Raw genomic sequence first — 14162 nt, 5'->3', positions numbered from 1 at the left:
TCAGGCCACCCTTTTGCCGTCTTGGCTGAAGTACCGGCAATGGGCCGGGTTCATGTAGAAACTGTGATCTTCGCCGACCTGATAGGGATGCACACCAGCGGCGAGTGAAACCCAGGCTTCGTCCCCATGCTGGAAATGCGCGCTGGAATCCGAACCTGACAGTTCGGTCACGATCACACGTCCGGTCAGTTCGACATCAGCGTCAGACGTACGGAATGGCGTCACGCGATGAGGGCGCACAGCGACCATATATTCCCCATCGGCCATGTCCGAGACAGCCCAGCCGACATTGCCTGCCAATTGCGCCCGGGCGCTGGCAACGGTGATACGAGCCACATTGATAGGCGGGTCCGAGAATACACGCGCCGCGGCAATGTTTTCCGGATTACGGTAGATGTCGGTGGTTGGGCCGAACTGGGTCACGCGGCCGTCGTCCATCAGCGCGGTGTAGCCCCCCAGCAGCAATGCCTCTTCAGGCTCCGAGGTGGCGTAGACAACGACGGCCCCGCGACCAGCGAACAGGTCGGGCAGTTGTTCGCGCAACTCTTCGCGCAGTTTATAATCAAGATTCGCCAGCGGCTCATCAAGGAAGACGGCGCGGCTTTCTTTTGCGATGGCACGCGCCAGCGCGGTTCGCTGTTGTTGCCCGCCCGACAGCTCATGCGGGCGGCGGTGCAGCATAGGGCGCAGTTGCAGCAGATCGGCGGCCTCTTCCACGCGGCCATCGATCTCGGACTTGGCCATGCCAGCCACGCGCAGAGGCGAGGCGATATTGTCGAATACGGTCATATGCGGGTAGTTCACGAAGAACTGGTGCACCAGGCTGATCTGCCGCTTTTGCGTGTTCAACCGTGTCACGTCCTGCCCGTCCATCAGAACCTTGCCCGAGGCGATCGGGTCCAACCCGGCCATCATCTTGATCAGTGACGTTTTTCCGGAACCTGTCGCGCCCAATAGCACGTTGAAATGGCCGGTTTGCAGCGTCAGGTTTGTTGGCTTGATATGGATGACGTTGCCGACCCGTTTGGTCGCGTCTTGAAGTTCGATCATCTGGGAAACTCGCGGGGCATTCAGGGGTAGGCCGGGCTTAAGCCCGGCCTACGATGTTGCTTTTACTGGGACTGCCAGCGCTTAACCAGTTCGTCATAGTTGACGGTCTGGCCCTGCGGCTTTTCGTTTTCCAGCTTGGCCTTGGGCGAACCCGCTTTTTCCAGCCAGAATGCGTCGTCCTGCGGTTCATTCAAACGCGGGCCACAGCCACCGTAGACACCGGCACTTTCATCCGCGGCCTGCATACGGGCCATGGTGATGTCCATCTCTTCGGCCAGACGGTCCATCGCCTCTTGCGGGGTGAAGGCGCCCGAGTTCACGTCACCGATCTGCTGCCACCAGATCTGGGCCAGCTTTGGATAGTCCGGTACGTTGATGCCGGTCGGCGACCATGCCACGCGGTCAGGCGAGCGATAGAATTCGACCAGACCACCCAGCTTGGATGCACGTTCCGTGAACGACTCGTGGTTGACCGAGCTGTCGCGGATGAAGGTCAGACCCACATGGGACTTCTTCACATCAACAGTCTTGGACGTAACGAACTGGGCATAAAGCCAGGCTGCCTGCGCACGATCCGAGGGGGTTGATTTCAGGAACGTCCAGGAACCCACGTCCTGGTAGCCAACCTTCTGGCCTTCTTCCCAGTAGGGGCCGTGCGGGCTGGGCGCCATCCGCCACAGCGGCGTGCCTTCGTTATCCACGGTGTTGTTGCCTTCGGACTTCGGCTTCACCATGTCGGCGGTAAAGGCGGTGTACCAGAAAATCTGCTGGGCCACGTTGCCCTGGCTCAGTGCCGGCAGCGACTGATAGAAGTCGTAAGACGCCGCACCTGGAGGCGCGTAGGCCCGCAGCCATTCGTCCCATTTGCGGATCGCATAGACCGCAGCGGGACCATTTGCAGCACCACCGCGCGACACCGAGGCGCCGACCGGGTTACAGGTGCCCGCTTCCATGCGGATGCCCCATTCGTCAACCGGAATACCGTTCGGCTCGCCCTTGTCACCGGCACCGGCCATCGAAAGCCAGGCGTCGGTCATGCGCCAGCCAAGGTCAGGCGCGCGCTTGCCGTAATCCATGTGGCCGTAGATCGCCACGCCGTCGACTTCTTTCACGTCATTGGTGAAGAACTCGGCGATGTCTTCATAGGCCGACCAGTTGACCGGAACGCCCAGATCATAGCCGTATTTCTCTTTGAACGCGGCCTTGTTGGCCTCGTCATCGAACCAGTCCTTGCGGAACCAGTAAAGGTTCGCAAACTGCTGGTCGGGAAGCTGATACAGCTTGCCGTCCGGCCCGGTGGTGAACTGAATGCCCATGAAGTCATCCAGATCGATTGTCGGCGAGGTTGTCGCCGCCCAGTCGCCGCCCATCATGTCGGTCAGCGGATAGGCCAGTTGCAGGCGCGAGTGGGTACCAATCAGGTCACTGTCGTTGACATAGCCGTCATACAGGTTCCGACCTGTCTGCATCTGGGTCTGAACAGCCTGGACCACTTCGCCTTCGCCAAGGATCTGGTGATTGACCTTGATGCCGGTGATTTCTTCAAAAGCCTTGGTCAGAACCTCCGACTCGTAGGAATGCGTCGGAATACCTTCGGACAGGACGTTGATTTCCATGCCAGCGTAGGGCTGTGCAGCTTGGATAAACCATTGCATCTCGGCCATCTGTTCGTCTTTCGACAAGGTCGATGGCTGGAATTCGTCGTCGATCCAACGTTGTGCTGCGGCTTCGTCGGCCCAAGCGGACCCGTGCCCCGCAATGACGGCAGCCGCCGCCACTGCGGAAAGTAGATGTCTCCGCATCTGTCTCCTCCCAAAAATTATGGTTCTCCGGCGGGAACCGGATGCAGAACAGCATCAGCGATTTTTTGCGTATGTGTCAAACTAAATTTTTAGTAATTGACGTTCAGGCATTCAGAAGACAGGTGATTCGAGCGTCCTTCCAGTGCAGAGATTGATTGTAAACAACTAATTTTTCTTGTGAAAATCTATTGAGTTCAAGCGGGGTAAATAGGGAAATCCACCGTGACTCAATGCGGGCTTGCAATGACGGCTGGCGCGCAGAATTGCACTCGTGTTTCGTGAGGCACCGACACTGATCCGGCACTGAGTGGGAAGTCAGGCAAACCAGCTTCCCAGATCATTATTGCTAAAACTCAGTGCTCACATAGCACCAATCCGGTCCGACAAAAGGCCGGATGTGGCAATGCGGATGTGGCACTGCCTTGCCGTTCACGGTATTCCGTGTCCATATAAAGAAAATTTCCGGAGCCGGTTCGTGAAGAAGAATACCCTCAACACCCATCGTGAGCTGGAATTGCTTGATGCCCTAAGACGTTTGGGTGGAACGGCCCGGAATTCAGATTTGGCGAATATGCTCGGCGTCTCCGAAGAGACGGTGCGCCGAACGATCAAAGCCTTGTCAAAGGCGGGTACGGTCGAGCGCGTTCATGGCGGTGCCTATCTTGCCGGAGTGCAGGGCGCCCCCAACTTCTTTCACCGGATTTCGCAAGACGCGGATGAAAAGCGTTTGATCGCCGGGCATACCGCGAAACTGGTTCGCGATCAGATGACCGTTTTCCTGGATGTGGGATCGACGACTGCCTTTGTCGCCGAAGAACTGCGCCAGGTCAGTAACCTCACGGTTGTCAGCAACTCCATCGGCGTCGTGCAGACCTTGGCCGGGGTCAACGGAAACCGGGTGCACCTTTTGGGGGGTGAGTTGCAGATCGATGAAAGGGGTACCTTTGGTCACGTCACCCATAAGCAGCTGCAACGCTATGCCTTTGACATCGTGATCCTGAGCACGGATGCGATTTCAGACAGCAAAGGGTTTCTGTATCAAAGCGCGGCCGAAGCGGATCTTGCATCGGTGGTGGTCAGGTGTGCGGACCAGGTTGTTATGGCTGCAGCGCATTCCAAGTTTGGTGAAAGGGCACCTTATGTGGGGCCGGATCCTCGGCTGGTGCATTCGCTGGTCACGGATGCTGTGCCAATAGGTGGGGTGGCCAGATTCCTTGACCGTTGGGGCATCGAAATTCAGATCGCTGATGACAGCTAGGTTGCTGTTTTAAGGCGCAGCCCGGATGGTCTTGCTGCATTGGGATGGAAGAATCTAAGGAAGAGTGGCAGCCCGTAGGGGAATCGAACCCCTCTTTCCAGGTTGAAAACCTGGCGTCCTAACCGATAGACGAACGGGCCACTTGGTATCAGGTCACAAGCGCAAATGGCAGCCCGTAGGGGAATCGAACCCCTCTTTCCAGGTTGAAAACCTGGCGTCCTAACCGATAGACGAACGGGCCACGCTGGCTTGTGGAGGGCCTTTTACGGTTTCGCCGTGACCCCCGCAAGCGTAAAAACGCAGGGATTGGAAAGTTTTTTAGCGCACCAAAGCTGCGTGTTAACGGGCTTCTGCCGCGTCCTCCAGCCTGAGCTGCACAGATTGGCGTCCGCCCCAGGTGTTGACCTCTAGCCGACCCGCAAAATGAAAGCGCGCACCGCCGTGATTTGACAGTTTTTCGCCCATCGGCCCGTCAAAAGCACCAAAGGCAATCGCATCCAGCCCGCCGCCCATTCCATCGGTCAGCGACAGTTTCAGATGCGATTCACCGACCCGTTTGGCAAAGCGAACCTGCAGGTCAGGCAACGCATAGCGCGGGGCCGGAGCACCGGCGCCAAACGGTCCGGCCTGTTCGATCTGCTCGATCAGATCCACGGTTGCCGCGCCGGGCATCAACGCGCCATCCAGTTTAAAATCCGCAGGACCGCCCTGGCCGGCCCCCTGTCTGGCCAGCAACTCGCTCAGGCGCTCCATTGCGGGTTCCAACTGATCGCGCATGACGGTCAAACCTGCGGCCATCTTGTGGCCGCCTCCTTTGACCAGCAACCCTTCGGCCGCCAGACGCTGGATCGAAGCCCCAAGATCGACGCCAGAAACCGAGCGGCCCGAACCCTTACCCTCATCCCCATCAAAACCGATCACGATTGCCGGTCGATTGGTTGTCTCCTTCAGCCGAGAGGCCACGATACCAACGACACCGGGGTGCCAGCCCTCGCCTGCCGCCCAGACCAAAGGGGCGTCCAAGCCACGCGCCTCGGCCTGCGCCAGCGCGGCGGAACGCACCGCGTTTTCAATGTCGCGGCGCTCAGTGTTCAATGCATCCAGACGTTCGGACAACGCCTGCGCCTCATGCAGAGAATCGGTACTCAGCAAGCGCGCGCCCAGATCGGCCTGACCAATCCTTCCCCCGGCATTCACACGGGGCCCAAGCAGAAACCCCAGGTGATAACTGTTGGGTGCTGTATCCATGCGCGAGATATCGGACAGCGCGACAAGGCCGGGGCGCTGCCGCTGTGCCATCACTTTCAGCCCCTGTCGCACCAGGGCGCGGTTAGCTTCTATCAGCGGCGCCACATCGGCAACGGTCGCCAGGGCCACCAGATCCAAAAGGGCCACCAGGTCCGGTCCCCTTGCGCCTGCGTCACGCAGCTGGCGACCGGCTTCGACCAGCATCAGAAACACCACGCCTGCCGCGCAAAGATAACCAAGATCGCCGCTTTCATCCTGTCGGTTTGGATTTACCACAGCGACGCAATCGGGCAGCGTCTCGCCCCCCAGATGGTGGTCCAGAACGATCACATCCGCACCCGTAGCCGCCGCAATCGGATCATGGCTGAGCGTGCCGCAATCAACGCAGATGATCAGGTCATGCCTGGCCGAAAGCTCCTGCATTGCGGGAACGTTGGGGCCATACCCTTCGTCGATCCGGTCCGGCACATAAAGCGTCGCCTGCACGCCCATCTGCCGCAGCCAGACCAGCAGCAACGCAGCAGAGCTGCCGCCATCGACATCGTAATCTGCAAACACCGCGATTTTCTGACGATTGCGGACGGCTTCCAGAAAGCGCGTGGCGGCAACTTCCATATCCTTTAAGGCCCGCGGATCAGGCAGCAACTCCTTCAGCTTTGGGTCAAGAAAGCCGGGCGCCTCCGATACTGGCACGCCGCGCCGGGCCAGAACTTGGCAAACGGCACGGGGCAGGTCGGTTTGTTGCGCCATCATCTCGGCCGCCCGCTCAATCTCGGGGCTAGGTCCAACCCAAAGCCGTCCCGTCAGTGATTGCTCGACTCCAAGAAAACTCATTGCTCGCCTCTTATGCGCCAAGGCCGGACCCTTGCGGACCCGGCCTCTTCACCTTTTCAGAAATACTCTGGCCGAAGGCAACGGCGCAAGCCGTTATGAATTGTCATGCGGCCAAGTCGGCGTGCGGTAGGACATGCGGCGTACCGACCCGGTCTTGGACCGCATCAACAGCGTCGTGGTTTCCACCCAGCCGGGCTCGCGCTTGATCCGGGGCAGCAAAGAGCCGCCAGTCACGCCGGTGGCGGCAAAGATCACATCCGCCGTCACCATCTCATCACGTGCATAAACTCGGTCCAGATCGGTGATGCCAGCCTTGGCGGCCCGGCTACGTTCGTCATCGTTCCGGAACAACAGGCGGCCAAAAATCTGCCCGCCCATACATTTCAGCGCAGCGGCGGCCAACACACCTTCGGGCGCGCCGCCCTGGCCCATATACATGTCGATGCCGGTCACTTCGCTTTCGGCGCAGTGCATGACACCCGCCACGTCACCATCAGTGATCAGACGGATCGCGGCACCGGTTTCGCGCACTTCGGCAATCATCGCTTCGTGGCGCGGGCGTTCCAGAATGCAGACGGTGATGTCGGCCGGTTTGCACCCCTTGGCCTTGGCCAGCGCTTCGACACGCTCGCGCGGCGTCATGTCCAGATTGACAACGCCTTCCGGCAGACCCGGGCCAACCGCCAGTTTGTCCATATAGACATCCGGCGCGTGCAGCATCGAGCCGCGCGGGCCCATTGCGATGACGGTCAGTGCGTTCGGCATATCCTTGGCGGTCAGCGTGGTGCCTTCCAGCGGATCCAGTGCGATATCCACGCCGGGGCCATTTCCGGTGCCAACCTCTTCGCCGATATACAGCATCGGTGCCTCGTCACGCTCGCCTTCACCGATGACCACGACACCTGCTATATCCAGCAGGTTCAGCTGTTCCCGCATCGCGTTCACTGCGGCCTGATCCGCGGCCTTCTCATCGCCCCGGCCCACAAGCGAAGCCGAAGCCAGTGCAGCCTGTTCCGCTACCCTCGCCAGCCCCAGAGACAGCAGGCGGTCATTGAAATCGGTCTTGGCAGCACTCATGTTTCTGTATCCTCTGGTCAGTATAGCCGTGTCTTCCGGCATAGCTTGCGTTTCATGCAGGCCGCAAGGTCAAACCGCTTCAATCCGCAATGCAACCGGGTCGCCTGCCACCACATCGGTTTCGCGGAAACCCTCCAACGCGACGTCTAGCGCCGTTCGGGTGGTCTTATGGGTGACGATCAGTACAGGCGCTGTGCTTTCGGCATGTGCATATTGGCGCATCCGGTCGATTGACACCCCGGCATTGCCCAGAATGGCCGCAACCTTGGCCAATGCACCAGGTTTATCCAGCAGGCCCAGTCGCAGATAATACGGCGCAGGTCGGCCGGTGACGGCGGGAACTGCGGTTTCAAGCGTGGTGGCCGGGCGGCCAAAGGTCGGGATTTGCAATCCGCGCGCCAGATCGCAGACATCGCCCATCACAGCGCTGGCTGTCGGGCCTTCGCCCGCGCCGGGGCCGCGCAGAACAACCTGCTCAACCGCGTCGCCTTCGATCACGACCATATTGGTGCCGCCTTCCAGCTGGCCCAGTGGTGAGTCACTGGGTACCAGGCAGGGCTGCATACGTTGCTCCAGCCCGCGCGCGGTGCGCTGCGCCACGCCCAGCAGCTTGATGCGAAAGCCCATGTCTTCGGCCTGGTCGATGTCGTCCAGGCTGATCTGCTGGATACCCTCAATCTCGATCGCGTCGAAATTCGGCTTGGTCCCAAACGCAATCGAGGATAGCAGAGCCAGCTTGTGCGCAGCGTCGATACCCCCGACGTCCAGATTGGGGTCTGCCTCCAGATATCCCAATTCGGCGCATTCATCGAAAAGGGCATTATAGCCCTGACGCTGCGACTGCATCCGAGTCAGGATGTAGTTGCACGTCCCGTTCATCACACCCATCACGCGGGTGATCTCGTTACCCGCCAGACCTTCGGTCAGGGATTTGATAACCGGGATACCACCAGCGACAGCGGCCTCAAACCGGATCACACGACCGGCGGCCTCGGCCTTTTCGGCCAGTTCCTGCCCGTGGATGGCCAGCAACGCCTTGTTGGCCGTGACCACATCCTTGCCACTGGCCAATGCTGCTTCGACCGAGGCTTTGGCTGGACCATTCTCGCCACCCATCAATTCGACGTAAACGTCTATGTCGTCGCGTTTTGCCAATGCAACCGGATCAGTTTCCCAGGCATAGTCCGACAGGTTCACGCCACGGTCTTTGTTCGGGTCGCGCGCGGAAACAGCCACGATTTCAATCGAACGGCCTGTTCGGGCCTGCAACAACTCTGCATGGCGGCGGACGATCTTGACGACACCCACGCCGACCGTTCCCAAGCCCGCAATTCCCAGCCGCAGTGCCTGTGTCATGTCGTGGTCCTTTTCCGCTCGAGATTTTCTGGTGTCGGATGCTTGTCCAATCAGCGCTGCCTTAGCGGGTTCAGGCCAAGGGTGCAATCCGTCACCGGGGGATAGTGGGGGTGATTTATGGCGCGTCAGTTGGTTTGCGCGTTTTGTAGCGCCTGCGCCTTTTGAGCCAAGGCATTGCTGCGTTGTGTCAGTTCGTCTTCGACGGCTGCTGCCTGATGGATTGGGTCCACCGGTGGCCCTAACGTTTCCTGCAACGGAATAAGGCGCGGGTAGGGGGCGGATCTGACTGCAGCCGGTTCGCTGCCTTCCAGCTCGGGAATGTCCGCACAGGCAGTGCAAAATAGAATAAGGGGCAAAACAGGCAGCAGTTTCATGTCGCAGGCTTTTCGGTCTTTGTTGCCCCATCGTGATGCACGTTTTGACGACATCGTTCAAGCGGGGTTCTATATGAACATCTGTTCATATACTGTAGGCCCATGGCACGCACTCAAGGCTCACATTCCGACATAACCGGCCCGCGTATCCGCAAGGCTGCGCTGCACCTGTTCGCCCGCTATGGGTATGCCGCCGTCTCGATGCGGCAGATCGCGAAAGAGGTCGGGGTCCAGGCAGGCGCGCTTTATAACTATACGCCCGACAAACAGAGCCTTTTACACCGGTTGATGCGCGAACACATGCAGGACCTGCTTGAGGCGCAAGATGCAATGGGCCGTTGCGACGATGCAAAAGACGCCTTGCGCCAGTTTATCGGCTTTCACATCCGCTTCCATTTGCAACGCCCCGACGAAGTTTTCATCGCCTATATGGAGTTGCGCAATCTTTCACCCGAAAACTTTGCTGAAATCGAAGACCTGCGGCGCCAATACGAAAACGTGCTGGAAAGCATCCTTGCTTCAGGGCAGCAGGCCGGACATTTCGCAATTTCGGACACGAAGATTGCAACGCTGGCCGTGATTGCCATGCTGAATGGCGTGATGACCTGGTACCGCTCGGGCGGTCGCCTGTCTCTGGACGAGGTCGAGGAGATCTATTGGAACATGGTGCACAAGGCAGTGACGGCCTGACAAAGTCAAACCGTCACGCTGTTAGTGCGCGGGGCGAATGAACGTACCATTGCGCAGCTCGCGAAATGCCTGTTCCAGTTCGGCCCGCGTGTTCATCACGATGGGGCCATGCCAGGCGACGGGTTCGTTGATCGGAGCCCCTGAGATCAGTAGGAACCGCACGCCTTGGGGGCCAGCCTGAACGGTGATTTCATCGCCAGTGCCAAAACGGACAAGCGTGCGATCCCCAGACATGTCGCGGATATTGACCTCTTGCCCGGCGATTTCCTTTTCCAGCAGCACACCTGTCGGCTGCGAGGCATCGGCAAAGGCGGCCTGACCCTGAAACACATAGGCGAAAGCACGGCGATACGTATCGATCCGGAAAGTTTTCTTCACACCCGCCGGGACAGAGATATCCAGATATTGCGGGTCAGCAGCTATCCCGTCTACGGGTCCAGTCTTACCCCAGAAATCACCTACGATCACCCGCACTGTCGTGCCATCGTCATCGGTGATTTCGGGGATATCCTTGCTTTGGACGTCCTGATAGCGCGGGGCGGTCATCTTCTGGTCCGAAGGCAGGTTGCCCCACAACTGGAAGCCGTGCATCTGGCCTGAGATGTTGCCGCTTGGCATTTCCTGATGCAGGATACCGGATCCGGCGGTCATCCATTGCACATCACCGGCGCCAAGCGTGCCGGTGTTGCCCAGCGAATCCGAATGTTCGACCGTGCCGGTCAGGACGTAAGTGATCGTTTCGATCCCCCGGTGCGGGTGCCAGGGAAAACCGGCCTGATAATCCTGCGGGCGTTCATTTCTGAAATCATCAAACAGCAGAAAGGGATCCAGTTCGGACGGGTCCTGAAACCCGAATGCGCGGTGAAGTTTCACACCAGCCCCTTCCATTGTGGGGATGGCTTTGCGTGTTTCCAACGTCGGTCTAAGGGACATGTTTGCCTCCGTTTCATCCGGGCAGCATGTAATCTCTGCGCCACAGCAGTCAATTTGCACAAAATAACCGGACCTGTGCGAAATTGTTTTGCAGCCAAACCCCTGTTGTTTCCGGCGCAAAATGGCTAGATCGAAGTGGATCAGACAGGAGACATCCATGCAGGACGACGTGTTGGCAACGATTCAGGCCTCATCCCCCAGACGATGGACCGGGGTAGGGATGCTGACAACGGTTGGAATGCTGGTTACCTATGTCGCGCTGGCATCGCCGCCCGAACCGGTTTGGCAGGTGTTTCTGTTTGTCGTTGGCGGTGCATCGCTTTGGCTGGCGCTTCGGGTATGGCGCGCCACAGAAGACTGTATCGAACTGACCCGGACCGAGTTGCGAACGGGATCGGGTCAGGTCATCGCGGAAGTGGCCGATATTGAAACGGTGGATCGGGGTGTATTCGCGTTCAAACCGTCAAACGGCTTTCTGGTCCGTACGCGAAACAAAGCGGCGAACCGCTGGGCTCCGGGATTGTGGTGGCGGGTGGGTCACCGGGTTGGCGTGGGCGGCATGACATCTGCCGCCGAAGCCAAGTTCATGTCCGAAATTCTATCCGCTATTTGTGCAGACGAACGGGGTCCTGGATAAGTTACACGCAACTTCGTTAGTAAAGCGGGGACGGGTAAAGATGAAGTTCTCAAAGGTGATACCTGTCGCAAAGTCCCAACCCGGTCTAAACGTGGGGATGTACTCATTCGACGTTTCGACCAGAATGACCGTATCCTGATTGGGCATCGGCGGCAGGCGATCTTCGATTTCATCGATGCTGTTGTCGTCCCACTCATTGTCAAAGCCGCGAACGGTCGACCAGCGCACATAGTGGCGTTTATCGTCCTCATCGTAAACGATCAGCGAGACACGCATTTTCACGTCTGACCGGTTATTGATCATCTTGCCCGCCAAATCGTGCAGCGAGTCGATATACACATCTGTTACGGCCTGCGTTTCACGCGAAATCAGGTCGCTGATTGTATAAGCTGCCTTCAGATTGGACGCGCTTTGACGAAACCCCTCGAATGCTGTGAACGTGAACGTAATCGTCCATAACATCAGTGGAAAAATCATGAGGGCTTCTACGGTCAGAATGCCACTTTCGTCTTTCTTGAAGACTTTGACGCGATTTCTCAGATTTTGGAGTACAGACATGATCTTACAGTGGCTCCTGTACGAATGCCGTTGTTGCGGTCACCGCGTAGTGGCCGGTAGCGTCCGGGACAAGCTTGGCAATGGCAGAGGTCTCAAGAACCGGATCTATGCGCAGGCAGGCACGTAGGATCATCAACTCATTGGACTGGCCGCTCTTGAAATCCAGAACCGGCTTGGGATCTTCAGAACTGTCCGTGCAGGGGATGTCATCCGAAAGCAAGATACCAGCGAACGCGTCCTGCTTGACCATTTGCAGTCGCAAATTCCCTGTACAATCCTTGATTCCGGACACTTCGCAAATCCGATCCCTGATCACGTCGTGATTCCAGTCCGTACCTGTACCCAGCCGAATATCCCTTACGATCAGGTCAACCCCACGCTCCAAAGCAGCATGCCGCATTGTGATGATGGACAGTTCGGCTCCTGCCACGAGAAGCGCCAGGAAGAAGGGTACGAGCATGATGAACTCGATTGTCGCATTCCCTGCCTCGGATTGTCGAAACAGGCGTAGCATCGACAGCTTTCTGCTGATCATTGGGTTAGCCTCAGCTTGCGGATCGACGATGCGATGGATTCAAAGGCTTTCTCAAGGTTCAGGCCACTTACGTCATAGACGTGGCTGTCAGAGCTGGCACAGTCTTTGAGGGTCCTGTATCCGCTTCTGGGCGCTTCGAATGCGATACCGTAAACGATGATACCCTGATCTTTGGCCGCATCACAAATGTGCTTGGTGCGCTGGTTCTTGGCCGACGTTTCGACTTTCGCGTAGGCCTTGGAATACCATTCTGCCCAACCGCTGGACTGCCAGTAATAGTTGTACCGTGCGTTCCATGCCAAAGATACTCGGTTAAACAGTTCAGGATATGTCAACCGAACGGCTGTTCCGGGTTCTTCGTTCAGCTCTGTCTCAGGTTCCGGGTTTCCGTAGGGATGATCCGCCCAAACGTCTTGCTGAGGCCAGAAAAAATTCGGACGACCCTGAGAATGGTACACGGTGTACTCATCAGCTTCCGGGTTGTACCAGACGTCTGACATACCTTCGCGCAGCGATGGGTTAAGCATGTATTGATCGGTGTTCTGACCATCGGTCATAACAATGGCGATCTTCAGAACGTCGGTGCCATAGTCTGAAGGACGGACCGAGAATTTTGATGGTACAATTGTTGTACCTACAAAGGACGGATCCTGTTCCAGTGACAGGTCGCGAACAATTCCGCGCATACTCGGGTCCAGCAGGGCAGTGCCCCACTTCATCCCAATATCAATCGACGTGTTCCCACCGGGGGTGAGGGACGCAATCTGGGCAAGCAGTTTGTTCATATTGTCGGTGACAGGGGTGATTGCACTCCCTGCGCGGACCGGACAAACGGGCAGGTCGATTGACCCTTCAGAATAGGTGAAAGGATCGAAATGGGCGGTGCGCTCCAACGTGTCATCCCGTTCCAGATCAGAATCGCTGTACTGCTCTGGAATGAAGTTTACGCAGTGCGAATAACTGTGTTCCTGCGTGACATTCGTGAACTTGTCCAGGATTGATGCACCAGCGTTGACCTGCGTTGCATAAGGAACAATCGAGATTGAAATCTGTGTTTCGTCAGGTTTGTCTAGCATGAGCCTCACAAATTCCGACGCAGCTTCTCTCAATACCGCGATTTTTGTCTTTGATGGCGTGGCGGACGATTGAGACATGGAGCCGGAGATGTCGAGAACCAACGAGATTTCGACAGCGCCAATGGATTCTTCAGCCGCGCTGGTCGCAACAAGGCCCAGTTCAGTGACTTTGCCGAACCTCAGATAGCGGGTCGGCACAACCGCTTCAGCTGTAGCAGTTACTTTTTTGGAGCCGAAACCTTCGACGACCGTCGTAATGGCATTCAGATTGCCCAGCCCGGCCTTGTCCATGTAAGAATCGACGACCGCCTTGGCGGGAAGGTCCTGGTCGAGGTCTGCGGCGGCAAGCACAGCGCGGTCCAGTGTGGATTGCAGGCTAGCGCGGTCACGCTCATACTTCATGACATCCATGGCCATGCCGGTAATCGCCAGCATCAGGACCACCATAAACAATACGAAAATGGTGAAGACGCCATCTTCGTTCCGAGCGAACTGCACTAACTTGAACGTTTTGCGCTTCGGTTTCGAGCCGTCGTTACAAAGCAAGGAATTAAGCATTCTGGTTACTCCGCTTCACACGTCGAATTCGTGCGTCAAAGAAAAAGAGATTTGGGACAAAGTTAATTTTCAAACGTGGCGTGAATTGGGCGAAAAAGGCTTGGTTTTGGCCTTTTTACGCGCCCGAGGGGTATAATTCGGACCGTTTCAGGTGATCTGTCGATGAAATGAAAACA

13 protein-coding genes and 2 tRNA genes are annotated in these 14162 nt (G+C 57.6%); 3 read left to right on the top strand and 12 right to left on the bottom strand.

What is annotated here, in order from left to right; translation table 11 throughout:
• A complete protein-coding gene (locus AC2FNC_RS02715; RefSeq protein ID WP_496714550.1) occupies window positions 1–1050 on the bottom strand; it encodes an ABC transporter ATP-binding protein in 1050 nt (349 codons plus the stop codon).
• A gap of 62 nt (window positions 1051–1112) precedes the next feature.
• Window positions 1113–2852: an ABC transporter substrate-binding protein gene (locus AC2FNC_RS02710; protein ID WP_496714549.1), complete on the bottom strand. Its 1740-nt coding sequence runs from the start codon at window positions 2850–2852 to the stop codon at window positions 1113–1115.
• Window positions 2853–3327: 475 nt separating this feature from the next.
• Here AC2FNC_RS02710 and AC2FNC_RS02705 point away from each other — a divergent pair, with 475 nt between their 5' ends.
• A complete protein-coding gene (locus AC2FNC_RS02705; protein WP_496714548.1) occupies window positions 3328–4110 on the top strand; it encodes a DeoR/GlpR family DNA-binding transcription regulator in 783 nt (260 codons plus the stop codon).
• Between the two features lie 65 nt (window positions 4111–4175).
• Here AC2FNC_RS02705 and AC2FNC_RS02700 read toward each other — a convergent pair.
• The 6 genes from AC2FNC_RS02700 to AC2FNC_RS02675 form a co-directional block, all read right to left on the bottom strand.
• Window positions 4176–4250: transfer RNA gene (locus tag AC2FNC_RS02700), tRNA-Glu, on the bottom strand.
• A gap of 26 nt (window positions 4251–4276) precedes the next feature.
• Window positions 4277–4351 (bottom strand) — tRNA-Glu (locus AC2FNC_RS02695).
• Window positions 4352–4449: 98 nt separating this feature from the next.
• Window positions 4450–6192, bottom strand: coding sequence for a single-stranded-DNA-specific exonuclease RecJ (gene recJ / locus AC2FNC_RS02690; RefSeq protein WP_480516515.1), 1743 nt, complete (start codon window positions 6190–6192; stop codon window positions 4450–4452).
• A gap of 93 nt (window positions 6193–6285) precedes the next feature.
• A complete protein-coding gene (gene glpX / locus AC2FNC_RS02685; protein WP_480516517.1) occupies window positions 6286–7269 on the bottom strand; it encodes a class II fructose-bisphosphatase in 984 nt (327 codons plus the stop codon).
• A 69-nt stretch (window positions 7270–7338) separates the two neighbouring features.
• On the bottom strand, window positions 7339–8625 hold the full coding sequence (locus AC2FNC_RS02680; RefSeq protein WP_480516520.1) for a homoserine dehydrogenase: 1287 nt from the start codon (window positions 8623–8625) through the stop codon (window positions 7339–7341).
• A gap of 125 nt (window positions 8626–8750) precedes the next feature.
• Window positions 8751–8999 (bottom strand): hypothetical protein, encoded by a 249-nt coding sequence (locus tag AC2FNC_RS02675; protein ID WP_496714547.1) that lies wholly within the window; start codon window positions 8997–8999, stop codon window positions 8751–8753.
• Window positions 9000–9101: 102 nt separating this feature from the next.
• Between AC2FNC_RS02675 and AC2FNC_RS02670 the strand changes: the two genes are divergently transcribed.
• Entirely contained in the window at window positions 9102–9689 is a 588-nt protein-coding gene (locus tag AC2FNC_RS02670) for a TetR/AcrR family transcriptional regulator (protein ID WP_480604093.1), read from the top strand.
• Between the two features lie 21 nt (window positions 9690–9710).
• Here the strand turns inward: AC2FNC_RS02670 and AC2FNC_RS02665 are convergent, their stop codons facing one another.
• A complete protein-coding gene (locus AC2FNC_RS02665; protein WP_480516526.1) occupies window positions 9711–10622 on the bottom strand; it encodes a pirin family protein in 912 nt (303 codons plus the stop codon).
• A 157-nt stretch (window positions 10623–10779) separates the two neighbouring features.
• On the opposite strand from AC2FNC_RS02665, the gene AC2FNC_RS02660 reads away from it, so the two are divergent.
• Window positions 10780–11259 carry a hypothetical protein gene (locus AC2FNC_RS02660; protein ID WP_480476394.1) on the top strand — a complete coding sequence of 160 codons (480 nt, stop codon included), beginning with the start codon at window positions 10780–10782 and terminating at the stop codon, window positions 11257–11259.
• On the opposite strand, the gene AC2FNC_RS02655 is transcribed toward AC2FNC_RS02660, so the two are convergent.
• From AC2FNC_RS02655 to AC2FNC_RS02645, 3 genes are read right to left on the bottom strand one after another with little or no spacing between them, the layout of a single operon-like run.
• Window positions 11221–11817 carry a TadE/TadG family type IV pilus assembly protein gene (locus tag AC2FNC_RS02655; protein ID WP_480516528.1) on the bottom strand — a complete coding sequence of 199 codons (597 nt, stop codon included), beginning with the start codon at window positions 11815–11817 and terminating at the stop codon, window positions 11221–11223. The genes AC2FNC_RS02660 and AC2FNC_RS02655 overlap by 39 nt on opposite strands.
• Before the next feature lie 4 nt (window positions 11818–11821).
• On the bottom strand, window positions 11822–12352 hold the full coding sequence (locus AC2FNC_RS02650) for a TadE/TadG family type IV pilus assembly protein (RefSeq protein WP_480516530.1): 531 nt from the start codon (window positions 12350–12352) through the stop codon (window positions 11822–11824).
• Window positions 12349–13986 carry a Tad domain-containing protein gene (locus tag AC2FNC_RS02645; RefSeq protein WP_496714546.1) on the bottom strand — a complete coding sequence of 546 codons (1638 nt, stop codon included), beginning with the start codon at window positions 13984–13986 and terminating at the stop codon, window positions 12349–12351. The genes AC2FNC_RS02650 and AC2FNC_RS02645 overlap by 4 nt, the downstream gene beginning before the upstream one ends.
• Between the last annotated feature and the right edge of the window lie 176 nt (window positions 13987–14162).

Source organism: Ruegeria sp. BHSA123 (genome assembly GCF_059613425.1).
This window is presented reverse-complemented; position numbering and strand designations above follow the sequence as displayed.